Genomic DNA, 23,563 nt, shown 5'->3' on the forward strand with positions numbered 1-23,563 from the left:
ATGGCCCGCGGTGTCCTCGCCGGGCGCGGGCTTCACTCGCAGTCGACCAGAATCCGGCCGTTTTCCACGCGCACCGGATAGGTGGCCAGATCCTCGTAGGCTGGTGGCGACAGGACCTTGCCGGTCTTCAGGCAGAAGCGTGCGCCATGGCGGGGGCAGACGATCTCGCAGCCCTCGACCGCACCGCTGGCGATTTCGGCGCCGTCATGGGTGCAGGCGTCCTGGATGGCGTAATAGTTGCCGTCCAGATTGAACACGGCGATTTCATATCCGTCGATATCCGCCACCAGATGTTCGCCGGGCGCAAGGCTGCCCTCGCGGCCGACATCTCTCCACTCGCTCATGCTTGACCTCGTTGCGCGGGCTTATTCGGTGCTGACACTGTCGCCTTCGTTCCGCAGGGCGGCCTGCAGCGAGTGCCAGGCCAGCGTCGCGCACTTGACCCGTGCCGGATAGGCGCGGACCCCGGCGAGCACGGCCAGCTTGCCGATCTCCTCCAGGTTGACGGTGTCGCCATCCTTGCCGGTGGTGATGCGGTGGAACAGCTCGAACAGATGCTCGGCCTCCGCCTCGGTCTGGCCCTTGACGATCTCGGTCATCAGCGAGGCCGAGGCGGTCGAGATGGCGCAGCCGGAACCCTGAAAGCTGACATCCTCGATGATGCCGTCCCTGACCTTGGCGTAGAGAGTGATGCGGTCGCCGCAGAGTGGGTTGAAGCCCTCGATCTTGCGGTTGGCGTCTTCCATGACGCGGAAGTTGCGCGGGTTGCGGTTGTGGTCGAAGACGACTTCCTGGTAGAGGTCACGGATCTGGTCCAGCATGGCGGGTGGTGATGGGCGGGTTGGGGGCGGAGGGCGGACGTCAGCCGAACAGGCGGATGACCTCGCGGATGCCGTTCATCAGGATATCGACTTCCTCGTAGGTATTGTACAGGCCGAAAGAGGCACGGGCCGTGGCCGGCACCTCGAAGAAGTCCATGACCGGCATGGCGCAGTGATGGCCGGCGCGGATGGCGATCCCGAGCTGATCCAGCAGGGTGCCGATGTCATGCGGATGGATGTGGTCCAGGGTGAAGGACAGGATCGCGCCCTTCTGCGGTGCAGTACCGATGATCCTGAGCCCCGGGATCTCCAGCGCCTGCTCGGTGGCATGGCGCAAAAGGCCATGCTCATGCTCGGCGATGGCATCCAGGCCGATACCGTCGAGGTAGTCGATGGCGGCGCCCAGGGCGATGGTATCGGCGATGCTCGGCGTGCCGGCCTCGAACTTGTAGGGCAGGTCGTTGTACTCGGTCCTGTCGAACGTCACCCGGCGGATCATGTCGCCGCCGCCCTGCCAGGGGGGCATGGCCTTGAGCAGGCTTTCCTTGCCGTACAGCACGCCGATGCCGGAAGGGCCGTAGAGTTTGTGCCCGGAGAAGACGTAGAAGTCGCAGTCGAGCGCCTGCACGTCCACCCGCAGGTGCGGCACGGACTGTGCGCCATCCAGCAGCACTGGGATGCCTTTCGCGTGCGCCCTGGCGATGATCGTCTCGACCGGGTTGATCGTGCCCAGCGCATTCGACATGTGCGCGACCGACAACAGCCGGGTGCGTTCCGTGAGCAGCGCGTCGAGACCCTCCAGCCGGAGTTCGCCGGTCGGGGTGATGGGGATGACCTTCAGCACCGCGCCGGTCTGTTCGCACAGCATCTGCCAGGGCACGATGTTGGAATGGTGCTCCATGGCGGTGATGAGGATTTCGTCGCCGGCGCCGACCTTCTGCCGGCCATAGGTCTGCGCCACCAGGTTGATGGCTTCGGTGGCGCCGCGGACGAAGACGATTTCGTGTCCGTGCCGGGCATGCAGCAGGCCCTGCACCTTCTCGCGTGCCGTTTCGAACAGGTCCGTGCACCGCTGGCTGAGGGTATGGACGCCCCGGTGGACGTTGGCGTACTCCTCCTCGTAGACGCGCCGTATGCAGTCGATCACCGCCCTCGGCTTCTGCGTCGAGGCGGCATTGTCCAGATAGACCAGGGGGTGGCGGTTGATGGTCCGGCCCAGGATCGGGAAATCCGACCGGATGCTGGCGAGGTCGTAGCGGGGGGCGGGTCTGCTCATAGCCAGTCCGCCCGTATGTCGGTCTGCGGCAATGCCCGCAGCAGGGTGTCGCGGACCTGCTGGCGCAGGGTGGCCAAGCGGATTTTCTCCACCTGCTCGTTGGCGAAGGCAAAGGTCAGGGTGTTGCGGGCCGCGACCTCGTCGAGACCCCGCGATTGCAGGTAGAACACCGCCTCCGCCTCCAGTTGCCCGATGGTCACGCCATGGGAGCACTTGACGTCATCGGTCAGGATTTCCAGCTGCGGCTGGCAGTCGATTTCGGCGTCCTCGGAGAGCAGCAGGTTGCGGCTGCTCATGTCGGCATCGGTCTTCTCGGCGCCGGCATCGACCACGATGCGGCCGGCGAACACGCCTCGCCCGCGTTCCGCGGCGATGCCGCGGTAATGCGCGCGGCTGCGGGCGTGCGGCGCGCCATGCCGCAGCAGGAAATGCGTGTCCAGGTGCCGCCGCCCGGACACCATGAACAGGCCATCCAGTGTGCAGTCGGTGTCCCGGCCCAGCCAGCTGTGGATGTCGGTGCGGGCGATCAGGCCGCCGAAGGCCAGGTGCTGCTGGCGAAGTTGCGAGGCTGCCTGCTGGGTCGTCACCAGGCTGGCGAAGTGGTAGCTCCTGGGGCTTTCGACCTGGAACTTGCCGTGTTCGAGGCGGGCGCCCTCGCCGAGATGCAGGCTGGTCACGGTGGAGGTCAGGTAGCCCGCGCTGTCCTCGCCGGCATAGGTCTCGATCACGCTGGCCTCGGCGTGGTGCTCCAGGATCACCGCATGGCGCAGCACCGACAGCCCCTCCGGACGGGTCGACAGGTGCAGCAGCTGCACGGGCCTTGGCAACGCGATGCCGGCGCCGATGTGGAGGAACGCCCCGTCGCGGAAATAAGCATTGGTGAAATCCACGAAGCGGGAATCGGCCCCGTCGGATTCGGCTTGCAGGCTGGCCCGTACCCGGTCGGGGTGGTGCGCCAGGGCTTCCGCCATCGGCATGGCCAGCACGCCCTCCGGCAGGCCGGCCAGGTCCGAGTGTCCGGCACTGAACAGGCCGTCGACGAAAACCAGCACCCAGGCTTCCGGCAGCCGGTAACGCGCCAGCAGTTCGCCGCAGTCCGGTTCGGACGGATGCGCGGTCAGCGGCAGGAAACGCTTCTTCTCGATCGGCGTGACGTTGGTGTAGCGCCACGCTTCCTCGCGGGGCGAGGGGAAGCCATGCTGCGAGAAGACCGCCTCGGCCTGCTGGCGCAGGCTTCTTAGCCAGGGCAGGTCCTGGCCGGGCAGGTCCGTGGCAAGATCGCGATAGTGTTCGGCGTAATCCATGACGGCTTCCTCAGGCGGCAACACTCTGGTCGATCCAGCCATAACCCTTCTGTTCCAGTTCGTGCGCCAGTTCCGGCCCGCCGGACTTGACGATGCGGCCCTGGGCCAGGACATGCACCACATCGGGCTTGATGTAATCCAGCAGGCGCTGGTAGTGCGTGACCATGATGAAGGCGCGATCGGGAGAGCGCAGGGCATTGATGCCGTCGGCGACGATCTTCAGGGCGTCGATGTCGAGGCCGGAGTCGGTTTCGTCGAGCACGCACAGGCGCGGTTCGAGGATGGCCATCTGCAGGATTTCGTTGCGCTTCTTCTCGCCGCCGGAAAAACCCTCGTTGACGCCGCGGTAGAGGAACTGTTCGTCCAGGTTCAGCGCCCTGATCCTCGACTTGACCAGCTGCAGGAAATCCATGGCGTCGACCTCGCCGTCGCCGCGATGCTTGCGGATGGCGTTGAGCGCCGCCTTGAGCAGGTAGATGTTGCTGACCCCGGGAATCTCCACGGGGTACTGGAAGGCCAGGAAGACGCCCTCGCGGGCACGCTCCTCGGGCTTCATGTCCAGAAGGTCCTTGCCCAGATAGGTGACGCTGCCGCCGGTCACCTCGTAGCCGGGGCGACCGGCCAGGACATGCGACAGGGTGCTCTTGCCGGAGCCGTTCGGCCCCATGATGGCGTGGACCTCGCCGGGCTTCACCGCCAGGCTGATCCCCTTGAGGATGGGTTTGTCGTCGACGCGGGCGTGGAGATTTTCGATCTTCAGCATGATTTCACCTTGGGGATGTGCGGCACGCGCACGCTAAACACTAGGATTGGGCCATCCGGCAGCAAGACTCGCCGGCTTGCGCCGGCGGACACTTGACCGTGCCGTAGGAACAGAACACGCAGCAATCGCCCGGCCTGGGTTTCAGCAGGGCCCGGCAGGCCGTGCATTCATAGAAATACCAGCAGGCATCCAGCGGCAGGGTCTCCTCGCGGCGATGGCCGCAGCGGGGGCAGGTAATGACCGAGCGCGGTTCCATGGCGTGCGCTTCATCCGACGCTCCCTTCCAGGCTGATGCCCAGCAAGGCCTGCGCTTCCACGGCGAATTCCATCGGCAGCTCCTTGAATACCTGCTTGCAGAAGCCGTTGACGATCATGGACACCGCATCCTCGGCGGACAGGCCGCGCTGCTGGCAGAAGAACAGCTGGTCGTCACTGATCTTCGAGGTGGTGGCCTCGTGCTCCAGGCGGGCGGTGGGCTGCTTGACCTCGATGTAGGGGAAGGTGTGCGCGCCGCAGCGGTCGCCGATCAGCAGCGAGTCGCACTGCGTATAGTTGCGGGCGTTCTCGGCGCTCTTGAGTATCTTCACCTGGCCGCGATAGCTGTTCTGGGCGCGGCCGGCGGAGATACCCTTGGAGATGATGGTGCTTTTGGTGTTCTTGCCGATGTGGATCATCTTGGTGCCGGTGTCGGCCTGCTGGCAGTGATTGGTGACCGCGACGGAATAGAACTCGCCGACGGAATCGTCGCCGCGCAGGATGCAGCTCGGGTACTTCCAGGTGATGGCCGAGCCGGTCTCGACCTGGGTCCAGGAGATCTTGGACTGGCGGCCCCGGCAGTCGCCGCGCTTGGTGACGAAGTTGTAGATGCCGCCGCGGCCTTCCTCGTCGCCGGGGTACCAGTTCTGCACGGTCGAATACTTGATCTCGGCATGGTCCAGCGCCACCAGTTCGACGACGGCGGCATGCAGCTGGTTCTCGTCGCGCATGGGCGCGGTGCAGCCCTCCAGGTAGCTGACGTGGCTGCCGGCCTCGGCGATGATCAGGGTCCGCTCGAACTGGCCGGTCTTGGCGGCGTTGATGCGGAAGTAGGTGGACAGCTCCATCGGACAGCGCACACCCTTGGGAATGAAAACGAAGGAGCCATCGGAGAAGACCGCCGAATTGAGCGCGGCGAAGAAGTTGTCGGACGGTGGCACCACGGAGCCGAGGTACTGGCGGACCAGGTCGGGATGCTCCTGGATGGCTTCGGACATCGAGCAGAAGATCACGCCCGCCGCCGCCAGCTTGTCCTTGAAGGTGGTGGCCACGGAGACGCTGTCGAATACCGCGTCCACCGCCACGCCGGCCAGCCGCTCCTGCTCGTACAGGGGGATGCCCAGTTTCTTGTAGGTTTCCAGCAGCTTCGGATCGACCTCGTCCAGGCTCTTGGGCGCCTCCTGGGTCTTCGGCGCCGAGTAGTAGCTGATGGCCTGATAGTCGACCGGCTCGTAATGCACGTAGGCCCAGGTCGGCTCGGTCATGGTCAGCCAGTGGCGATAGGCCGCCAGGCGCCATTCCAGCATCCATTCCGGTTCGCGCTTGCGCGCCGAGATGGCGCGGATGACATCCTCGTTCAGGCCCGGCGGCAGGGTGTCCGCCTCCAGGTCGGTCACGAAGCCCGGCTTGTATTCCTTGTGGATGATTTTTTCCAGTGCTTCTGCAGTCGCCGCCATTGGTCTTACTCCATGTTGCGTCGTGGCTGGATGGTGATGCTGCCGAGAGGGATGTTGAAACCGTCCGGAGCGCGCGTCATCGGGTTGGCCATGTCGGCCAGCGTGACCGCATCCAGCGCCGCCTGGATGGCGCGATTCAGCACCGACCAGTTGCCGCGGATATGGCAGGACGCCGACTGTTCGCACTGGGCGCTTTCCAGGCCACACTCCGTCAGCGCGATCGGCCCCTCCAGCGCGCGGATGATGGCGGCCACCGTGGTTTCCTCCGCCGGCAGCGCCAGCTGGTAGCCGCCGCGCGAGCCGCGGGTGGAACGCAGCACCTCGGCGCGCGCCAGGGCCTTGAGCACCTTGCTGACGGTTGGCGCCGCGACACCGGCGGAATCCGCCAGTTCGCCGGCGGTATAGGTCTTGCCGGGCGTCTTGGCCATGTAGCCCAGGATGATGATGGCGTAGTCGGTCAGTTTGCTGATGCGCAGCATGGACGATGGCTCCCACTCATTGGGGACCATTTTAGTCCTGTTTAATAACCAAGTAAAGAACTAGGCTTTTGCCGGAGGCGGTGCGGCATCCGCTGCGGGCGGGCGAGCGAGTCCCGTCCTATACTGGCGCCCTTGCGGATGGTCCGGCTGCCGGATTGTCCGGACCAGAGATTCGGCTAACTAGAGAGAGGGTGGACGTGCTGGGAATGTATCGTCGTCGTCGGCGGATGCGGGAAATGCGCGGTGTCAGCGGGCTGGGGCTGCTGGTGTTGTGGGGGTGGGTCATGCTCGCCGGCGCGGCACCGGCACCGGTGCCGGCATTGGCCGCCGAGGGTGCGGTGGTGGCCACCGAAATCCGGCAACGGCTGGCCGCCGGCAGGCATCCGGCCCTGCGCTGGGGCAACTTTTCCGATGTGGCCAAGGCGCTGGCGCAACTCTATGACCCGGCGACGCCGGCGCCGCTGTGGTATCGCGACGGCAAGCCGACCGATCAGGCGCGGCTGCTGGTGCAGAGTCTTGCCGGCGCCGACGATCTTGGTCTGAATGCCGTCGATTACGATGCCGACCTGTTGGCCCAGTGGCTGGTGGGGCCGGCGCTACAGGCGGGCGAGCCGCCCGCGGTGGCCGATTTCGACGTCGCGCTGAGCGTGGCCGCCACCCGCTATGTGAGCAATGTCTACCTGGGGCGGATCAATCCGCGCACGGTGGGTTTCGGCCTGAACGTCGAGCCCAAGCGGCTGGATGTGCCGAAGCGGGTTCGCGAGCTGACGCAAAGCCCGCATCCCGAGCAGGTGCTGGCATCGCTGGAGCCGCGTTTTCCGATGTATCGTCCGCTGAAGGAGGGCCTGCTGCGCTACCGGCAACTGGCGCGCGAGGTGCCGCGGCTGCGCTTCGGTTTCCCGGCCAAGTTCACCCCCGGCATGAGCCACAAGGACGTGCCGGCGCTGCGCAAGCTGTTGGTGGCGCTGGGTGATCTGAGGGATGTCGATCCCGCGCTGGCGGCGTCCGAGCTCTACGACCCCGCGCTGGCCGAGGCGGTCAGGCGCTATCAGGTAAGGCACGGGCTCGGCAGCGACGCCATCATCGGCAGGAACACGCTGGCGCGCCTGTCGACACCGATCGCCGACCGGCTCAAGCAGATCCAGCTGGGGCTGGAGCGCCTGCGCTGGCTGCCCGATGTGCGCGGGCATTACCTGATCGTCAACATTCCCTCCTTCAAGCTGTACGGCGCGCGCACGGGCGAGGGACCCGGGTCCTATGACATCGAGATGAACGTGGTGGTCGGCGAGGCGATTGATGGGCGCAGCACCCCGGTCTTCCATTCCGACATGACCATGGTTACCTTCCGGCCCTACTGGAATGTCCCGGAGGGCATCGCGGCCAAGGAACTGGTGCCGGCGATCCTGCGCAACCCCAAGTATCTCGCCAGGAACGACATGGAGATCGTGTCGAGCTTCGCTCCGCAGGCCAAGCCGCAGGCCGTCAGCCAGGCGGTGCTCGACCAGGTCGCCGCGGGCGCCTACAAGATTCGCCAGAAACCCGGCACCAAGAACGCGCTGGGGCCGATCAAGTTCTCCTTTCCCAACAACAACAACGTCTACCTGCATGGCACGCCCAGCCAGAGCCTGTTCAGCCGCGACCGGCGCGATTTCAGCCATGGCTGCATACGGGTGCAGGAACCCGCCCGGCTGGCGGAATGGGTGCTGGCGGATAACGGCGACTGGCCGCTGGTGCGCATCGAGGAAACCATGCAGGGCGAGGCGACCAGGACCATCAACCTCAGGAAGCCGATCCCCGTCTATATCCTCTACTCGACGGTGATGGCCGATCCGGATGGCGCCATCAGTTTCTTCGAGGACATCTACGGCCATGACCGCACGCTGCAGGTGCTGCTGGCGCGCGGTTTTCCCTACCCGCGCTGAGGCGCGGGCTCAGTCCTCGTCGCCGACCATGTCGAAGACCAGCGTCACTGACTTGCCGGTGCGCGTGTTGGTGGCCCGGAAGGTGGCCGCAGCTTCCTCCATCCCGGTGCACTCGATCTCGACGGGCGGATCGTCGTAGTCCTCGGGGTCGATTTCCAGCTGGTCCATCAGGCGCTGGTTTTCCTCGGCGGACAATTCCATGTTGCCGTCGGCGTCGATATGCATGGGGCAGGGGGTGGGCTAGGGTGGTGGGATGGATGCTGGGGACACCTTGGGTGGCGCCCCATGATCGGTGGTCGGTCGGCAGCACCTACCAGTGGCGCACCCGCCCGGTGTCGAGGTGCACGAAATTGGAGCGCGGATAGTAGCCCACGCCGCCCATGGCCAGGGCCAGGCCGGCCTGACGTATTTCGCGGGTGCTGACGTCGTCCATGCGGATATCCACGGCCTTGCCTTCGATGTGCATGCTGTGTTCCGCGACGCCATGGCTGAAGCGGCGCAGCCAGCTGTTGGTTTCGGGGGAGCGGTAGCCGGAGAGTATCCGGAAGGGGCCGCTGGAGCCGGTGAACGCCGACATGGCGAAGAAGATGTCGATCAGGCCCGGGTCCATTTCCCGGATCTCGTCGGCGTGGTGGTCGCGGAGCAGGCTGCTGAAGCGCAGGCGGGTCTCGCGGTCGTAATCCTGCTCCGGACAGCAGCGGATGGTCAGTTCCTCGTCGGTGTGAACATTGTGGAAGCTCAGGGTGCGCTCCGTGCCGAGGAGGCTGGCGACCGACCGGCTTGGTGGCAGGATCAGGGCGCCTGCCGCGGCCAGGGTGGCCCGGGTCAGGAAACTGCGGCGGGAGATCGTGCCGACGGGGCGGGGCAGGGACGAGGGGGTGGCAATCAGACGCGGCTGATGACTCACAGGCTTACCTCCGGTGACGATAGTCGTTGGGTTTGCGCATGAGCATCGAGGAATTCTCCAGGTGCCGGAAGCGAACAGGCGCTGAAGAAGGTGGGGAATTTCTCGATGCAAGGGCGGGAATGGATTCCCATGTCGCCGCCCAATGTACTGATCCCACGGTCAAGGATCAAGCATTATTTGCCTTTTTTGCAAGGCAAGGTTCGTGCCGTATGAGCTTGTTTTGTGGGAGTGCGTGTGCCCGGGCAGGGTGCGCGCGCTTGGGATCAAGGGTCTTGGTCCGGTAAAGGGTTTATCTGTGAACGGCAAACCTGGATGTCGTCGAAGTGCCGGGCGACCGGATGAGCGGATGCATCGCTTGCCGGGTCCTCGCGGATCAGGCGGGTGGTCGCGAGGCCCGCCGCCCGCGCCGCGTCGAGCTCGCCCTCGATATCCGACAGGAACAGGATGGTGGCGGGCGGCAGGTCGATCTCCCGTGCGATGGCCTGATATGACGACGTTTCCTGCTTGGGGCCTATGCGGGTATCGAAATAGCCGCTGAACATCGGTGTCAGGTCGCCGAAGGCGGTATGGGCGAACAGCAGTTTCTGGGCCTGCACCGAGCCCGATGAGAACACGTACAGCCGGATTCCATCCGCCCGCCACGCCCGCAGCTGGCGCGTGGCGTCCTCGTAGAGATGGCCGAGGAAATCCCCTTGCCGGTAGCCCGCCTCCCAGATCATGCCCTGCAGCGACTTCAGCGGTGTCGCCTTGCGATCCGCGTCGATCCATGCCAGCAGCTGTGCGGTGGTCTCCGCCAGCGTCAGCTGGCGCCCGGACAGCCGGGCCACTTCCGCCAGCTCGGCGGCGACAGCCGGTTCCTGGGCATGCCGCTCCAGAAAGTCGCCAAGATGCGCCCGTGCGTAGGGGAACAGCACCTCCTTGACGAAGGACAGGGACGAGGTAGTGCCCTCGATGTCGGTCAGGATGGCCCGGATCATGCGAGGCTTGCCAGGTGCTGATCGAAGTTGGGGAAGCGCGCGGCGATCGGGTCGCCGGTGACGTCGGCGATCCAGCCGTCCGGGTTGGTGAACAGGCGAATGCACTTGAAGTGCGGGTTTTCGCCCATGTCGAACCAGTGTTTCATGCCGGCCGGCACGCTCAGCAGGTCGCCCTGCTCGCACAGCACCATGAACACCCGTTCGTCCGGGTGCAGGTAGAAGAGCCCCCGGCCCTCGACGAAGAACCGGACCTCGTACTCGGCATGGGTGTGCTCGTTGAGAAACCTGGAGCGCAGTTCGTCCTTCTGCGGGTGGTCGGGCCGCAGGCTGACGACATCGACCGAGCGAAACTCATAGCGGTCGATCAGCCGGTTGACCGAGCCCTGATAGGCCGCGATCACCGCCTCCTGGCTGGCGTCCGCCGCCAGTGGCTGCTCGGTGGTCCAGCGCTCGAAGAGGACGCCGGCTTCCCCTAGCCAGTCGGCCATGACGGCGGGGTCGCTGGTGATGGTTGCGGCTTCCGGCCGGTCCGCGGGACAAATCGTCAAGTGACTCATGGGGTTTTCACTCCGTGCAGGCGTGATTCGATGTCGAACAGGAATTCCAGGGCCTCGACCTGGCGCAGGGCCGCCGCCACCGTTGCGCCCCAGGTGTAGAAGCCATGGCTGGCAATGATATAGCCATGGGTGTCGCCATGCTGGTCAAGCCAGTCGTCGACCCGGGCGGCGAGGCGGTCGATATCCTGATCGTTGGGGAAGATCGGTATCCGCACGCGGGTCGCGTGCGTGCGGATGTCGCCCAGCGCCTTCAGCAGTTCGTAGTTCTCCAGGATCAGCTCGTCCGGCCACAGCCGCGAGACCAGCGTCGCCCCCGGCGAATGCGGATGCAGGACGCAACCCGTGCCGGGATAGCGGCGGTAAAGCGCGGTGTGCAGACGGGTTTCCGCCGAGGGGCGGCGGTCGTCCAGCGAGTTTCCATCGGCATCGACCAGCATGATGTCGTCGGCCACCAGCCGCCCCTTGTGGCGACCCGAGACCGTGATGGCGATGCGGCCATCCGCCAGCCGGGCGGAGAAGTTGCCGCTGGTGGCCGGAACCCAGCCGCGCCGGTCGATGAAGCGCCCGGCCTCGATCAGTTCCTGGGCGCGCGGGGGAAAGTCGTCTGACATCCGGTGGCTTCTGGGGTAAAGGCGCCGATTGTAGACAGCGCCGACGGCGGACTCAATCAGTCGCGAAAGGCCTCGACCGGCACCCGCACGCGGACCTCGTCGCCGACGCCCGGGAGGTATTTGGTCATCCCGAACTCGGAGCGCTTCAGCGTGGCCTCGATGTCGGCGGCGCACAGGGGCTTCTTGACGATGGGGTTCTCGCCGCAGGTGAAGCGCTCGATCTTCAGCCATACCGGGCGGGTCGTGCCCAGCAGGGTCAGCTGGCCCTCGGCCGCGACCGGCTTGCCGCCCTCGAACAGGAGCCTGTCGGACCGGAAGGTGATGGTCGGGTACTGGGCGACGTTGAAGAAGTCCGCCGATTGCATGTGCTCGTTCCACTTCGCCTGGCCCATGTTGATCGAATCGGCCGCGATGGTCAGCTCCACCGAGCCCGTCTGCTTGGCGGTGTCCAGGCTGATCCTGCCCGCCGTGCGGTCGAAGCGGCCGCGCTGGGTGGAGAAGCCGAGGTGGTTGACCTCGAACAGGGGCAGCGTGTGGTCGGGGTCGATGGTGAAGGTTTCCGCGGCCAGTCCATCGGCGGCCGCGAACGACGCGAGCAGGGCGAGGGTCAGTTTGTGCATGGCGGTTCTCTGCGAGGGGGTTGTCGCTAGTTGTGGCGGGCAGGTGGCCTGCGGCAGGGGTTGCCCCGCCTCAGGCGGCCAGTCGCCCGGCCTGGTAATCGGCGATGGCCTGCCGGATCTCTGCCTCGGTGTTCATCACGAATGGGCCGTGCGCCACGATCGGTTCGTGCAGCGGCCGGCCGGCGATCAGCAGGACGCGGCTGTCGGCCTCGGCGGTCAGGGCAAGGCCGTCGCTGTCCGCCGACTGTTCGAGGATGGCCAGCTGCCTGGTGTGCACCGGGGAGCCGCTGATGGCCACGGTACCACGATAGACGTACAGCGCGGCGTGATGCTCGGGGGGCAGCCGGTCGTCGAAACGACTGCCCGCCGGCAGGCGAATGTCGAGGACACGCGGTTCCGTCACCGGACGCGCAATGGCGCCGGCGACGCCATGGCTGCTGCCCATCAACACCTTCACGGCCGCCCCTTCGGTCGTCGTGAAGCCGGGGATCTCGGATTCCTGCACGTCGCGGTAATCGGGGGCCGACATCTTCGCGTTCGCCGGCAGGTTCAGCCACAGCTGGAAGCCCTCCATCTCACCCTGTTCCTGTTCGGGCAGTTCGGCATGGATGACGCCGCGGCCGGCCAGCATCCACTGCAGGCCGCCGCTTTGCAGTAGTCCCTCGTGGCCGGCGCTGTCGCGGTGGCGCATGCGGCCGGCAACCAGGTAGGTCAGGGTCTCGAAGCCGCGGTGCGGGTGGTCCGGGAAACCGGCGATGTAATCCTCGGGATGATCGCTGCGGAAGGCGTCCAGCATCAGGAAGGGATCGAGCCGGCGATGCAGGGCCTGGCCGATGACGCGGGTCAGTTTGACGCCGGCACCGTCCGAGGTCTGGTGGCCGGTGATTCGCTGCTCGACACGCCGGGGGCGGTTGACGGTGATGACGGATACGCGGTCGTTCATGGTGGTCTCCTGGCGAAAATCCGGGTCCCGCCGGGGCAGGGCTCCGGTGCGGACTTTACCCGGTATCGGCGCGCCATGGGCAAGGTTCCGCGTTCGCGCCCGTGCCGACGGCCCTCGCGCGGGCCGGCTTAGCAATTGCGGTTCCGCCGTTATATGATGTTCCGCCATGTGCCGCCCTGTCCTTCCTGTTTCCACATGAACCCCCGCAGCGCCGAGATCGAGCGCAACACCTCCGAGACGCAGATCCGGGTTCGCCTCGCGCTCGACGGCACCGGCCGCGCGCGGCTGGAGACCGGCGTTCCCTTTCTCGATCACATGCTCGACCAGATCGTCCGGCATGGGTTGATCGATCTCGATGTGATCGCCCATGGCGATCTGCACATTGATGCCCATCACACGGTCGAGGACATCGGCATCACCCTGGGCATGGCCTTCGAGCGGGCGGTGGGCGACAAGACCGGCATCCGCCGCTATGGACACAGCTATGTCCCGCTGGACGAGGCGCTGTCGCGCGTGGTGGTGGATTTCTCCGGTCGGCCCGGCCTGTCCTACGGGGTCGAATTCCCCCGCGCCAGGATCGGCGATTTCGATGTCGACCTGTTCGGGGAGTTTTTCCGGGGCTTCGTGAATCATGCCCGGGTGACCCTGCACATCGACAACCTGAAGGGGCAGAATGCCCACCATGTCGCCGAGACCATCTTCAAGGCCTTCGGCCGCGCCCTGCGCATGGCACTGGAGCCCGACGAGCGCATGCAGGGCGCGATTCCATCCACCAAGGGCAGCCTCTAACCACCCTTCCGGCCCGATCATCCCGTTTGCCGATGTCTTCCGTTGCAATCATCGATTACGGCATGGGGAATCTGCACTCCATTGCCAAGGCCCTGCAGCATGCCGACCGCTCGGTCTCGGTCATGGTGACGGATGAGCCCGCCGCCATCCTGCGGGCCGATCGTGTCGTTTTTCCCGGCGTCGGCGCCATCCGCGACTGCATGGAAGCGCTGCGCGCCCGCCGGCTGGCGCCCGTGCTGCGCGAGGCGGCCGCCAGCCGGCCACTGCTGGGCATCTGCCTTGGCATGCAGGCGCTGCTGGACGCGAGCGAGGAAAACGAGGGCACGGCCTGTCTGGGGCTCTTGCCCGGCCGGGTCGTCCGCTTCGCCGACGGATTGGTGGACGCCCGCGGCCAGCCGCTGAAAATCCCGCATATGGGCTGGAACCGGGTGCAACCGCGCATCGATCATCCCGTCTGGGCCGGCATCGAGGCTGGCAGCTGGTTCTACTTCGTACACAGCTACCATGCGGTCCCGGCGGAGACCGCCGACATCGTCGGCACGGCGGACTACCCGGTCCCGTTTGCCGCCGCCCTGGCCCGGGGCAATCTTTTTGCCGTGCAGTTCCATCCCGAGAAAAGCCAGGCCGCCGGTCTCCGCCTGCTGGCCAATTTCCTGAGCTGGTCGCCCTGATCGCCGGTTTCGCGCGCGCTTCATCCACCCCAAGTCGAGGATATTCCCATGCTTTTGATACCTGCTATCGATCTCAAAGATGGCAAGTGTGTCCGTCTGCGGCAGGGCCGCATGGAAGACGATACGGTTTTCTCCGATGATCCCGTGGCCGTGGCAGGGCGCTGGATCGGCGATGGGGCGAAGCGGCTGCATCTGGTCGACCTCGATGGTGCCTTCGCCGGCAAACCGCGCAACGGCGGGGTGATCCATGCCATCCGCGAGGCTTATCCCGAGGTGCAGATCCAGGTGGGCGGCGGCATCCGCGACGAGGACACCATCCAGGAATACCTGAATGCCGGCGTCGATTACGTCATCATCGGCACCAAGGCGGTCAGTGCCCCGCATTTCGTGCGCGAGGTGGCGGCCGAGTTTCCCAACCACATCATTGTCGGGCTGGACGCCCGGGACGGCAAGGTGGCCATCGACGGCTGGTCGAAGCTTTCCCATCATGATGTCATCGATCTGGCGCAGAAGTTCGAGGATGACGGTGTCGAGGCCATCGTCTACACCGACATCAGCCGCGACGGCATGCTGCAGGGGGTCAACGTCGAGGCCACGGCCCGGCTGGCGCGCGCCATCCGCATTCCGGTGATTGCCTCCGGCGGCATCCACACCCTGGACGACATCCATGCCCTCGGCGCGGTGGTCGGCGAGGGCGTGTCCGGGGCCATCACCGGGCGGGCCATATACGAGGGCACGCTGGATTTCGCCGAAGGCCGCAAGGTCGCCGAGCAATACTGAGTTATGCTGGCCAAGCGCATCATTCCCTGCCTGGACGTCGACAATGGCCGCGTCGTCAAGGGCGTCAAGTTCGTCGAGATCAAGGACGCCGGCGATCCGGTGGAAATCGCGCGCCGCTATGATCGGGAGGGCGCCGACGAACTGACCTTCCTCGACATCACCGCCAGCGCCCATGACCGCGATACCCTGGTGCATGTGGTCGAGCAGGTGGCCGGCGAGATTTTCATCCCCCTGACCGTGGGTGGCGGCATCCGCACCCTCGAGGACATCCGCCGGATGCTCAACGCTGGTGCCGACAAGGTCAGCATCAACAGCGCGGCGGTGGCGCGCCCGGAGTTCGTGCGCGAGGCGGCGGAGCGTTTCGGCTCCCAATGCATCGTCGTGGCCATCGACGCCAAGCAGGTGGCCGACGCACCCGGGCGCTGGGAAATCTTCACCCACGGCGGGCGCAAGCCGACCGGTCTCGACGCCGTCGAATGGGCGCGGCGCATGGTGGCCTATGGTGCCGGGGAAATCCTTCTGACCAGCATGGATCGCGACGGCACCAAGTCGGGTTTCGATCTGGAATTGACTCGCGCCATCAGCGAGGCGGTCCCGGTGCCGGTCATCGCTTCTGGCGGCGTCGGCACGCTTGATCATCTGGCCGACGGCGTCACCCTCGGCAAGGCGGACGCGGTGCTGGCCGCGAGCATTTTTCATTTCGCGGAGCACACCATCCGTGAAGCCAAGGCGCACATGGCAGGGCGCGGCATCGAGGTGCGCTTGTGAGCGATTGGCTGGACGTCGTGCGCTGGAACAGCGATGGTCTGGTGCCGGTGATTGCGCAGGAAGCCGGAACGGGCACTGTGCTGATGGTGGCCTGGATGAATCGGGAAGCCCTGGCGCTGACGGTCGCCGAGGGCTATGCCTGCTATTGGTCGCGTTCCCGCCAGAAACTCTGGCGCAAGGGCGAGGCATCCGGCCATCGGCAGCGGGTGCTGGACATCCGCCTGGACTGCGACGAGGACGTGGTCCTGCTGACTGTCGAGCAGGCGGGTGGCATCGCCTGCCACACCGGTCGCCATCACTGCTTCTACCGCCGCCTGGTAGATGGCCAGTGGCAGGCGGTGGAGCCGGTGCTGAAATCCCCCGCATCCATCTATCCGACATGAATCAGGATATTCTGGCCGAACTGGCCGCCGTACTGGAGCAGCGCAAGTCGCAGGATCCGGAGTCGTCCTATGTCGCCCGGCTCTACGCCAAGGGCCTGGACGCCATTCTCAAGAAGATCGGCGAGGAGGCCACCGAGACGGTCATGGCCGCGAAGGATGGTGTGGCCGAGAAGATCGTCTACGAGGTGGCCGATCTCTGGTTCCACAGCCTGGTGCTGCTGGCCCATCAGGGGCTGGGTCCGGATCAGGTGCTGGCCGAGCTGCAGCGTCGTTTCGGCCTGTCGGGCCTGGCGGAAAAGGCTGCGCGCGAGCCCTGGCCTCACCCTCCGGCGCCGGTTGGCCAGAAGCGCAGGTAAAGCGCCCAGGCCGACGCGCTGCCGAACAACAGGAACAGGATCGCCGCCACCCGGGTGCGCCGGCGGTAGACCCGGACCAGCTCGCGTTCGGGCAGGGTGGAGAGAATGAACGGCCGGCCGCGATCGGCTGGCTTGTGCATCAGGTTCATGTCGGCGTCATGGGCGGTCTCGTGCCAGCCATTCAGGACTTCCTGCTCGGCCAGGTCCAGGGCTGTTTCCCATTCCGCCGGGCTGATCTGGCCATCCCGGTCGGTATCGAATCGCTGCCTGAGTGCCGCCGGAGCCTGCTTCCATCGCCGCACCAGCTGGCCGACCCGCTCCTCTACGGTGCCGGGATCGCTGCTGGCGAGCGCCTTGAGGAAGCCGATCGCATAGAGGGGTTCGAACTCGTCGATGCGGCTCTCCGTGTAGCGGTAGTCGCCGCCCTGGTTCAGGCGCTCCCAGAGGCCTGCGGTCTCCTCCGGCATGCTGCCGGGCCGGCGCGTGTGGCCCCGCCAGCGACGGGTGCGCGAGGGCATCACCGCGGCGCCGTCGGGATCGATGATGCAGCGCCCGGTGCCGTCGTCGAGATGGAAAATGGCGCTGCTGATGCCGCGCTCGATGACCGTCCAATCATGCTTGTTGCCGCTCCCCTGCTTCTGCTCCACGGTATAGCGGTACCAGACACAGGGTCGGCCACTGAGCGGGGCCGTGACCGGCTCGCCCGGCATCATGCGGACGATGCCCTGCAATTCCACATACCCCTGCGGGGCGGAGCGGATGAAGGCGCTGGGCGTGTCCTCGATCAGGCGGAGCTGCGACAGGTAGCGGAACAGGCCCGCCAGGCTGGTGGCGGCGACCAGCGTGGCCAGGGTCCAGCCGGTCCAGAACTCCTGTGACGGGAGCTCCCGGATGAGCGTCGGGTAGGGCACGGCGATGGCCGCAAGGGTCAGGCGCCGAACAGGCCGCGGAGATCCGGGTCGCTCAGCTCCTGGTCGGAAAATTCCAGCAGATCGAGGGATTCGAAACCGAAAAAGCGGGCGATGAGGATATCCGGGAATTCCTCGATGCGGATATTGTTGCTGTTGACGCAGTCGTTGTAGAACTCCCGGCGATCGGCGATGGCGTTTTCCAGGCTGGTGATGCGGGCTTCGAGGCTGCGGAAGGCGCTGTTGGCCTTGAGATCGGGATAGGCCTCGGCGGTGGCGAACAGCTGCACCAGCCCCTGGCGCAGCCGGCTTTCGGCATCGCCGAGCGCCCGCAGATCATGCTGCTCGCGGGCCGAAGAGACGTTGGCGCGGGCCCGCATGACGGATTCCAGGGTGGTCTGCTCGTGGCGCATGTACTGCTTGCAGGTTTCGACCAGCTTGGGTAGCTCGTCGTGGCGCTGCTTGAGCAGCACGTCGATGTTGGACCAGGCCCTGGCCACCTCGTGCTTCAGGTTCACCAGCCGGTTGTAGATCAGGATGACGTAGCCGATGGCAATGATCACAAGGCCAAGAAGAACGAAGCCGGCGATGATCATGAACGGGTGCTCCGGAAAGGGGGAAATGCCGGGCGGACGGCCGCCTGGCGCCGATTTTAGTACATGACGACGGCGCTTCGCGGGGGCGCCGTTCAGCAAGCGTGAGAGGCCATGAGCAACATACGACCATTCAAGGGGATGACGCCCAGTCTGGCGGCGGGCGTTTTCGTGGACCAGACCGCGGTGGTGATCGGCGATGTCAGCCTCGGGCGGGATGTCTCGATCTGGCCGATGACCGTGCTGCGCGGCGATGTGAACAGCATCGTCATCGGCGACGAGACCAATATCCAGGACGGTTGCGTGTTGCACGTGACACACCGCAGCGAGATGCATCCCGAAGGCTATCCGTTGCTCGTGGGCCGTGGTGTGACGGTCGGGCACAAGGTCGTGCTGCACGGTTGCACGATCGGCGATCTGTGCCTGATCGGCATCGGCGCCATCGTCATGGACGGCGCGGTGATCGAGGATCGCGTGATGCTCGGGGCCGGTGCCCTGGTGCCGCCCGGCAAGCGGCTGGAGAGCGGCTACCTCTATGTCGGCAGCCCAGCCCGGCCGTCTCGCACCCTGCGCGATCAGGAGCTCGAATATCTCGGCTATTCCAGGGATGGCTACGTCCGGCTCAAGACCCAGCATCAACTGGCGCTGGGCCGTCCCGACTGACGGGCTTCAGCGCTCCCGGTCGGCCGTCAGGACGGCGATGACCGGCCCCGTCTCGGGGCGGATGCCGCGCCAGAGGGCGAATGCCTCGGCGGCCTGTTCGACCAGCATGCCGATACCGTCGACGCTGAGCCGCGCGCCGTGCGCCTGTCCCCAGCGCACGAACGGTGTCGGCCGTTGCCCGTAGGCGAGATCGTAGCAGGCGCCGCCGGGCGCCAGGATGCCCGGTGGCAGGGGTGGCAGCTCGCCGCTGAGGCTCGCGGCCGTGGCGTTGAGGATCAGGTCGCACGGCGCCGCGTCGGCCAGGGTTTCGAGGCCACAGCCGGTGACGGGGCCCAGGTCGCGGAATTCGTGCTCCAGCGTCACCGCGCGGGCTGCCGTGCGGTTGGCGATGACCACTGCCGCCGGGGCATGTTCAAGCAGCGGCGCCAGGATACCGCGCGTGGCGCCGCCGGCACCGAGGATCAGCAGGCGCTGGCCGCTCAGCCGGAGGCCGAGATTAGCGGTCAGGTCGCGCACCAGGCCGGCCCCGTCGGTGTTGTCACCCAGCAGACAGCCATCCGCCTGCAGGGCCAGGGTGTTGACCGCCTGCGCGCGGCGTGCGCGGGGGCTCAGCCGGTCGGCGATGCGGAAGGCCAGTTCCTTCAGGGGAACAGTACAGTTGAGTCCCCGTCCGCCGTCCGACAGGAAGCTTGTGACGGCAGCCTCGAAGGCATCGGCCGGCACATCCTGGGCGTCGTAGGCGAGCGGCTGGCCGGTCTGCCGGGCGAACAGGCGGTGGATGCGCGGCGACAGGCTATGGCTGATCGGATGCCCGAAGACGGCATAGCGGTCGGGGGTGGCCATGCCGGTCAGGGGCGGCTGTCCCGCAGCCACTGGGCTGCGGTCTTGGCGTAATAGGTCAGGATGGCGTCGGCGCCGGCGCGCTTCAGTGCGAGCAGGGCCTCGACAACGGTCTTGCGCTCGTCCAGCCAGCCCTGCTGGGCGGCAGCCTTGAGCATCGCATACTCGCCGCTGACCTGGTAGGCTAGGGTCGGCACGGCGAACGTATCCTTGATGCGGCGGATGATGTCCAGATAGGGCAGGCCGGGCTTGACCATGACCAGATCGGCGCCTTCGGCCAGATCCAGCTCGACCTCGCGCAGGGCTTCGTCGCTGTTGGCGGGATCCATCTGATAGCTGGACTTGTCGCCGCCGCCGAGATTGGCGGCGGAGCCCACGGCGTCGCGGAAGGGGCCGTAGAAGGCCGAGGCATACTTGGCCGAATAGGCCAGGATGCGGGTGTTCACATGGCCGGATGCCTCCAGCGCGTCGCGGATGGCGCCGATGCGGCCATCCATCATGTCGGAGGGGGCGACGATGTCGGCGCCGGCCGCCGCATGCGAGCAGGCCTGGCGAACCAGCACCGCCACCGTCTCGTCATTCATGACGTAGCCCCGCTCGTCGATCAGGCCGTCCTGGCCATGTGTCGTGAACGGGTCGAGCGCGACATCGGTGATGACGCCAAGCTCCGGCAGTTCTGCCTTGATGGCGCGCACGGCCCGCTGCGCCAGGCCGTCGGGATGGTAGGCTTCGGCCGCGTCGAGGCTCTTGCGTTCGGCCGGCGTGACCGGGAACAGGGCGATCGCCGGAATACCCAGCTCCGCCGCTTCCCGGCACTCGGCCAGCAGCAAATCCAAGCTGAGCCGGTACACGCCGGGCATGGAGGCTACCGGTTCGCGCCGCTGTTGCCCCTCGAGCACGAACAAGGGGTAGATCAGGTCGTCGGCGGACAGCCTGTGTTCGCGCACCAGCCGGCGGCTGAACTCGTCGCGTCGCAGCCGGCGCGGCCTCAGCCGGGGATGGTGGCCGTGAGCAGGATGAGGCATGGTGCTGGTCGGGGGCTGCGGAGAGGTATCCACATAGTGTATTCGAGGCGTGCAGGTTATGATAGTTGGAGTGTATGAAACGGGAGTGACCTGAAGATGCATTCGACGAAAACAAAATTCTGGCTGGCCTACGGGCTGGCGCTCGTGTGGTTGCTCACCCTCAGCAGGGCGGCTGCCGACGAACACTTGGCTGCGCCGCAGCGGGTGATCCAGGAGACCGCGGACCAGTTGCAGGTCTCGCTGCAGAAGCCTGAATACAAGGCCGATTTCAAGAAGGCCACGGCGCTGGTCGATCAGATCATCTATCCGCATGTCGACTTCGACCGGGTATCCATCTTGGTGCTGGGCAAACACTGGCGCAGCGCGACTCCGGAACAGCGCGAGCGTTTCAAGCGGGAATTCCGCATGCTGCTGGTGCGGACCTACACTACTGCATTCACGGAGTATGCCAACTGGAAGATCCGCTACCTGCCGCTCGATGAGGCCTCCGACAAGAAGGCGCTGGTGAAGACGGAGATCCTGCAATCCGGCGGCCAGCCGGTCGCGGTGAATTACCGCATGGTGCGGGAGGGGACCGACTGGAAGGTCTATGACGTGCTGATCGAGGGCATCAGCCTGCTGCAGAACTATCGCACCAGCTTCAACGACGAGGTGGAGCAGACCGGGTCGCTGGACCAGCTGATCGCACACCTGTCCGAGCGCAATTCCGGCGCCATGCGGGAGCCGGTCGGCTCCGGCAATGACGCCACCTCCGCCGGCAAGAGCCGGCTATGAGTTCATAGCCATTCGCGGGGCTTGAGGAAGTTCTGATAGAGATTGTCCTCGGCGCTGCCGGGCTCCGGCTTCCAGTTGTAGCGCCAGTGCGCCACGGGAGGCAGCGACATGAGGATGGATTCGGTCCGGCCCCCCGACTGCAGGCCGAAAAGGGTGCCGCGGTCGTAGACAAGGTTGAATTCGACGTAGCGGCCGCGCCGGTACAGCTGGAAATCCCGCTCGCGTTCCCCGTAGGGGGTGCCCTTCCGTTTCTGCACAATGGGCAGGTAGGCCCTCAGGTAGTGGTCGCCGACGCTGCGCAGGAAGTCGAAGCAACGGTCGAACCCCCATTCGTTCATGTCATCGAAGAACAGCCCGCCGACACCACGCGTTTCCTGGCGGTGTTTCAGATAGAAATACTCGTCGCACCATTGCTTGAAGCGGGGATATACCGACTCGCCGAATGGCAGGCAGGCATCCCGCGCGGCGCGGTGCCAGGCTACCGCATCCTCCTCGAAGGGATAGTAGGGGGTCAGGTCGAAGCCGCCGCCGAACCACCAGACCGGTGGCTCGTTTTCCTTTTCGGCAATGAAAAACCGTACATTCGCATGCGAGGTCGGCACATAGGGATTGCGCGGATGAATCACCAGCGAGACGCCCAGGGCCTGGAATCCCCGGCCGGCGAGATCGGCGCGGTGCGCCGTTGCCGAGGGCGGCAGCGTGTTGCCGATGACATGGGAGAAGTTCACCCCGCCCTGCTCCAGCAGCTTGCCTCCTGCCAGAACGCGGGTCCGGCCGCCGCCGATGCCGCTGTCGTAGGTCCAGTTGTCCTCCTGGAACCGGGCTTCCGGTTCCTCCCCTTCGAGTCCCTGGCAGATGCGGTCCTGGAGGTCGAGCAGATAGGCCTTGACGGCGTTGATGTCGGGAGCGCTCATGGTTCTTCCTGTCGGGTGGGTCGCGGGATGTGTCAGCGGGCTGCCGCAAGGCCTGCGGCGCCCGGTATCGGCCGGATTCTAGCATGGGGGGCAGGGTTTTTCGGGTGTGCCAGGCCGCCGTTCGCGGCGGCCGCCCGGGCCGCCGCAGGGCATCGTCGATGACCCGGAGGCTGGCCTGGCCCGGCCCGGAGGCGGCGAATTATGAGAGCGTGCTGGCGTTCCTGTGCGATACGGGGCTGCGGGCGTGGGTGGACCAGCTCAGGCCCCAGTTGCTGCAAGCCTTCGGCGGCGGCCGGCATGGCGACTGGCCGCGCTGGCAGTCGGTGCTTGGGCGCCTGCCGCGCCCTGTGGCCCGGCGGGTCGAGCTGAACCGGCCGGCCGTTACCGTGACGGGCGCTTGCGAGGACGGCTGCCGGGCGCTGCTGGAAGCGCTTCTGCGAGAACTACATCCCTGGCGCAAGGGGCCCTATGCGCTGTTCGGCATCCGGATCGACACCGAATGGCGCTCCGATCTCAAGTGGGACCGACTGGCCGATGCCATCAGTCCACTGGCCGGGCGATTGGTGCTCGATGTCGGCTGCGGCAGCGGCTATCACGCCTGGCGGATGCTCGGTGCCGGGGCCGGGCGGGTGATCGGTATCGATCCCACGCTGCTGAGCGTGGCGCAGTTCCTGGCCGTCAGGCACTGTGCCGGCGACCATCCCGTGTCCGTGCTGCCGGTCGGCATCGATGACGTGCCCCGCAATCTCCGCTGCTTCGATACGGTGTTCTCCATGGGGGTGCTTTACCATCGCCGTTCGCCGCTGGACCATCTGCTGGAGCTGAAGGGCTGTTTGCGCCAGGGCGGCGAGCTGGTGCTCGAAACCCTGGTCATCGAAGGCGGCCGGGGCGAGGTTCTGGTGCCGGAGGACCGTTACGCGCAGATGCGCAATGTCTGGTTCATTCCGTCCTGCCTCACGCTGGAGTCTTGGCTGGCGCGTTGCGGCTATCGCGCCATCCGGTGTGTCGATGTGTCAGTCACGACGTCCGCCGAGCAGCGCTCGACCGACTGGATGTGCTTTCAGTCCCTGCCGGATTTTCTCGACCCGCGCAATCCGGCGCTGACCGTGGAGGGGCTGCCGGCTCCGCGCCGGGCGATCTTCATCGCCGAGAGTCCCTGAGCGAGAGACCGGCTTCGGCTAAAATCCACCGCCCTTTTTCTGGAATG

30 protein-coding genes are annotated in these 23,563 nt (G+C 66.1%); 10 read left to right on the top strand and 20 right to left on the bottom strand.

Translation table 11 applies throughout. From position 1 onward, the window contains the following. Positions 1 to 32 precede the first annotated feature (32 nt). Genes ACYQ1H_RS02760 through ACYQ1H_RS02795 form a run of 8 tightly spaced genes read right to left on the bottom strand, consistent with a single transcriptional unit; the run spans position 33 to position 6,355 of the window. Entirely contained in the window at positions 33 to 344 is a 312-nt protein-coding gene (locus ACYQ1H_RS02760) for a non-heme iron oxygenase ferredoxin subunit (RefSeq protein ID WP_460026525.1), read from the bottom strand. 21 nt (positions 345 to 365) lie between these two features. Then, positions 366 to 821: a Fe-S cluster assembly sulfur transfer protein SufU gene (gene sufU / locus ACYQ1H_RS02765; protein ID WP_460026526.1), complete on the bottom strand. Its 456-nt coding sequence runs from the start codon at positions 819 to 821 to the stop codon at positions 366 to 368. 40 nt (positions 822 to 861) lie between these two features. Further along, entirely contained in the window at positions 862 to 2,097 is a 1,236-nt protein-coding gene (locus tag ACYQ1H_RS02770) for an aminotransferase class V-fold PLP-dependent enzyme (RefSeq protein ID WP_460026527.1), read from the bottom strand. After that, positions 2,094 to 3,401 carry a Fe-S cluster assembly protein SufD gene (gene sufD, locus ACYQ1H_RS02775; RefSeq protein ID WP_460026528.1) on the bottom strand — a complete coding sequence of 436 codons (1,308 nt, stop codon included), beginning with the start codon at positions 3,399 to 3,401 and terminating at the stop codon, positions 2,094 to 2,096. The genes ACYQ1H_RS02770 and sufD overlap by 4 nt, the downstream gene beginning before the upstream one ends. 10 nt (positions 3,402 to 3,411) lie before the next feature. Next, a complete protein-coding gene (gene sufC / locus ACYQ1H_RS02780; protein WP_460026529.1) occupies positions 3,412 to 4,164 on the bottom strand; it encodes a Fe-S cluster assembly ATPase SufC in 753 nt (250 codons plus the stop codon). Between the two features lie 40 nt (positions 4,165 to 4,204). Next, a complete protein-coding gene (locus ACYQ1H_RS02785; protein ID WP_460026530.1) occupies positions 4,205 to 4,420 on the bottom strand; it encodes a GDCCVxC domain-containing (seleno)protein in 216 nt (71 codons plus the stop codon). A gap of 10 nt (positions 4,421 to 4,430) precedes the next feature. Next, positions 4,431 to 5,876: a Fe-S cluster assembly protein SufB gene (sufB, locus tag ACYQ1H_RS02790; RefSeq protein WP_460026531.1), complete on the bottom strand. Its 1,446-nt coding sequence runs from the start codon at positions 5,874 to 5,876 to the stop codon at positions 4,431 to 4,433. Positions 5,877 to 5,881: 5 nt separating this feature from the next. After that, on the bottom strand, positions 5,882 to 6,355 hold the full coding sequence (locus ACYQ1H_RS02795) for an SUF system Fe-S cluster assembly regulator (protein WP_460026532.1): 474 nt from the start codon (positions 6,353 to 6,355) through the stop codon (positions 5,882 to 5,884). Positions 6,356 to 6,561: 206 nt separating this feature from the next. Between ACYQ1H_RS02795 and ACYQ1H_RS02800 the strand changes: the two genes are divergently transcribed. Next, positions 6,562 to 8,277 (top strand): L,D-transpeptidase family protein, encoded by a 1,716-nt coding sequence (locus ACYQ1H_RS02800; RefSeq protein WP_460026588.1) that lies wholly within the window; start codon positions 6,562 to 6,564, stop codon positions 8,275 to 8,277. Between the two features lie 9 nt (positions 8,278 to 8,286). On the opposite strand, the gene ACYQ1H_RS02805 is transcribed toward ACYQ1H_RS02800, so the two are convergent. The 7 genes from ACYQ1H_RS02805 to ACYQ1H_RS02835 form a co-directional block, all read right to left on the bottom strand. Continuing rightward, positions 8,287 to 8,502: a hypothetical protein gene (locus tag ACYQ1H_RS02805; protein WP_460026533.1), complete on the bottom strand. Its 216-nt coding sequence runs from the start codon at positions 8,500 to 8,502 to the stop codon at positions 8,287 to 8,289. 85 nt (positions 8,503 to 8,587) lie between these two features. Next, positions 8,588 to 9,184 carry a YcbK family protein gene (locus ACYQ1H_RS02810; protein WP_460026534.1) on the bottom strand — a complete coding sequence of 199 codons (597 nt, stop codon included), beginning with the start codon at positions 9,182 to 9,184 and terminating at the stop codon, positions 8,588 to 8,590. A gap of 263 nt (positions 9,185 to 9,447) precedes the next feature. Then, a complete protein-coding gene (gene mtnC / locus ACYQ1H_RS02815; RefSeq protein ID WP_460026535.1) occupies positions 9,448 to 10,161 on the bottom strand; it encodes an acireductone synthase in 714 nt (237 codons plus the stop codon). Further along, on the bottom strand, positions 10,158 to 10,718 hold the full coding sequence (locus ACYQ1H_RS02820; protein ID WP_460026536.1) for a 1,2-dihydroxy-3-keto-5-methylthiopentene dioxygenase: 561 nt from the start codon (positions 10,716 to 10,718) through the stop codon (positions 10,158 to 10,160). Before ACYQ1H_RS02820 ends, mtnC begins: the two co-directional genes overlap by 4 nt. Next, positions 10,715 to 11,329: a methylthioribulose 1-phosphate dehydratase gene (locus tag ACYQ1H_RS02825; RefSeq protein ID WP_460026537.1), complete on the bottom strand. Its 615-nt coding sequence runs from the start codon at positions 11,327 to 11,329 to the stop codon at positions 10,715 to 10,717. Before ACYQ1H_RS02825 ends, ACYQ1H_RS02820 begins: the two co-directional genes overlap by 4 nt. 56 nt (positions 11,330 to 11,385) lie before the next feature. Then, on the bottom strand, positions 11,386 to 11,949 hold the full coding sequence (locus tag ACYQ1H_RS02830) for a YceI family protein (RefSeq protein WP_460026538.1): 564 nt from the start codon (positions 11,947 to 11,949) through the stop codon (positions 11,386 to 11,388). 70 nt (positions 11,950 to 12,019) lie between these two features. Beyond that, positions 12,020 to 12,892, bottom strand: coding sequence for a pirin family protein (locus tag ACYQ1H_RS02835; RefSeq protein ID WP_460026539.1), 873 nt, complete (start codon positions 12,890 to 12,892; stop codon positions 12,020 to 12,022). A 195-nt stretch (positions 12,893 to 13,087) separates the two neighbouring features. Here ACYQ1H_RS02835 and hisB point away from each other — a divergent pair, with 195 nt between their 5' ends. From hisB to ACYQ1H_RS02865, 6 genes are read left to right on the top strand one after another with little or no spacing between them, the layout of a single operon-like run. Beyond that, the gene (hisB, locus tag ACYQ1H_RS02840) at positions 13,088 to 13,681 is read left to right on the top strand and encodes an imidazoleglycerol-phosphate dehydratase HisB (RefSeq protein WP_460026540.1); all 594 of its coding nucleotides are present in this window, start codon (positions 13,088 to 13,090) and stop codon (positions 13,679 to 13,681) included. 32 nt (positions 13,682 to 13,713) lie between these two features. Next, on the top strand, positions 13,714 to 14,352 hold the full coding sequence (gene hisH / locus ACYQ1H_RS02845) for an imidazole glycerol phosphate synthase subunit HisH (protein WP_460026541.1): 639 nt from the start codon (positions 13,714 to 13,716) through the stop codon (positions 14,350 to 14,352). 48 nt (positions 14,353 to 14,400) lie between these two features. Then, positions 14,401 to 15,132: a 1-(5-phosphoribosyl)-5-[(5-phosphoribosylamino)methylideneamino]imidazole-4-carboxamide isomerase gene (gene hisA / locus ACYQ1H_RS02850; protein ID WP_460026542.1), complete on the top strand. Its 732-nt coding sequence runs from the start codon at positions 14,401 to 14,403 to the stop codon at positions 15,130 to 15,132. 3 nt (positions 15,133 to 15,135) lie between these two features. Continuing rightward, positions 15,136 to 15,900, top strand: a complete 765-nt coding sequence (gene hisF, locus ACYQ1H_RS02855; RefSeq protein WP_460026543.1) for an imidazole glycerol phosphate synthase subunit HisF — start codon at positions 15,136 to 15,138, stop codon at positions 15,898 to 15,900. Next, entirely contained in the window at positions 15,897 to 16,283 is a 387-nt protein-coding gene (gene hisI / locus ACYQ1H_RS02860; protein ID WP_460026544.1) for a phosphoribosyl-AMP cyclohydrolase, read from the top strand. Before hisF ends, hisI begins: the two co-directional genes overlap by 4 nt. Next, a complete protein-coding gene (locus ACYQ1H_RS02865; protein WP_460026545.1) occupies positions 16,280 to 16,639 on the top strand; it encodes a phosphoribosyl-ATP diphosphatase in 360 nt (119 codons plus the stop codon). The genes hisI and ACYQ1H_RS02865 overlap by 4 nt, the downstream gene beginning before the upstream one ends. On the opposite strand, the gene ACYQ1H_RS02870 is transcribed toward ACYQ1H_RS02865, so the two are convergent. Both ACYQ1H_RS02870 and ACYQ1H_RS02875 read right to left on the bottom strand, forming a co-directional pair. Continuing rightward, complete coding sequence (locus ACYQ1H_RS02870) at positions 16,603 to 17,550, bottom strand: GIDE domain-containing protein (RefSeq protein WP_460026546.1); 948 nt, start codon at positions 17,548 to 17,550, stop codon at positions 16,603 to 16,605. The two genes, ACYQ1H_RS02865 and ACYQ1H_RS02870, sit on opposite strands and share 37 nt — an antisense overlap. Positions 17,551 to 17,567: 17 nt before the next feature. After that, positions 17,568 to 18,143, bottom strand: a complete 576-nt coding sequence (locus ACYQ1H_RS02875; protein ID WP_460026547.1) for a LemA family protein — start codon at positions 18,141 to 18,143, stop codon at positions 17,568 to 17,570. 111 nt (positions 18,144 to 18,254) lie between these two features. On the opposite strand from ACYQ1H_RS02875, the gene ACYQ1H_RS02880 reads away from it, so the two are divergent. Continuing rightward, on the top strand, positions 18,255 to 18,803 hold the full coding sequence (locus ACYQ1H_RS02880) for a gamma carbonic anhydrase family protein (RefSeq protein WP_460026548.1): 549 nt from the start codon (positions 18,255 to 18,257) through the stop codon (positions 18,801 to 18,803). A gap of 6 nt (positions 18,804 to 18,809) precedes the next feature. On the opposite strand, the gene aroE is transcribed toward ACYQ1H_RS02880, so the two are convergent. Both aroE and hemB read right to left on the bottom strand, forming a co-directional pair. Then, on the bottom strand, positions 18,810 to 19,646 hold the full coding sequence (gene aroE / locus ACYQ1H_RS02885) for a shikimate dehydrogenase (protein WP_460026549.1): 837 nt from the start codon (positions 19,644 to 19,646) through the stop codon (positions 18,810 to 18,812). A 5-nt stretch (positions 19,647 to 19,651) separates the two neighbouring features. After that, the gene (gene hemB / locus ACYQ1H_RS02890; RefSeq protein ID WP_460026550.1) at positions 19,652 to 20,668 is read right to left on the bottom strand and encodes a porphobilinogen synthase; all 1,017 of its coding nucleotides are present in this window, start codon (positions 20,666 to 20,668) and stop codon (positions 19,652 to 19,654) included. Between the two features lie 96 nt (positions 20,669 to 20,764). Between hemB and ACYQ1H_RS02895 the strand changes: the two genes are divergently transcribed. After that, positions 20,765 to 21,442, top strand: coding sequence for an MlaC/ttg2D family ABC transporter substrate-binding protein (locus tag ACYQ1H_RS02895; protein WP_460026551.1), 678 nt, complete (start codon positions 20,765 to 20,767; stop codon positions 21,440 to 21,442). A gap of 2 nt (positions 21,443 to 21,444) precedes the next feature. Here the strand turns inward: ACYQ1H_RS02895 and hemF are convergent, their stop codons facing one another. After that, entirely contained in the window at positions 21,445 to 22,356 is a 912-nt protein-coding gene (gene hemF, locus ACYQ1H_RS02900) for an oxygen-dependent coproporphyrinogen oxidase (protein WP_460026552.1), read from the bottom strand. 158 nt (positions 22,357 to 22,514) lie between these two features. Between hemF and cmoB the strand changes: the two genes are divergently transcribed. Continuing rightward, positions 22,515 to 23,516 (top strand): tRNA 5-methoxyuridine(34)/uridine 5-oxyacetic acid(34) synthase CmoB, encoded by a 1,002-nt coding sequence (gene cmoB, locus ACYQ1H_RS02905; RefSeq protein WP_460026553.1) that lies wholly within the window; start codon positions 22,515 to 22,517, stop codon positions 23,514 to 23,516. Positions 23,517 to 23,563 lie beyond the last annotated feature (47 nt).

This window comes from Methyloparacoccus murrellii (genome assembly GCF_054657115.1).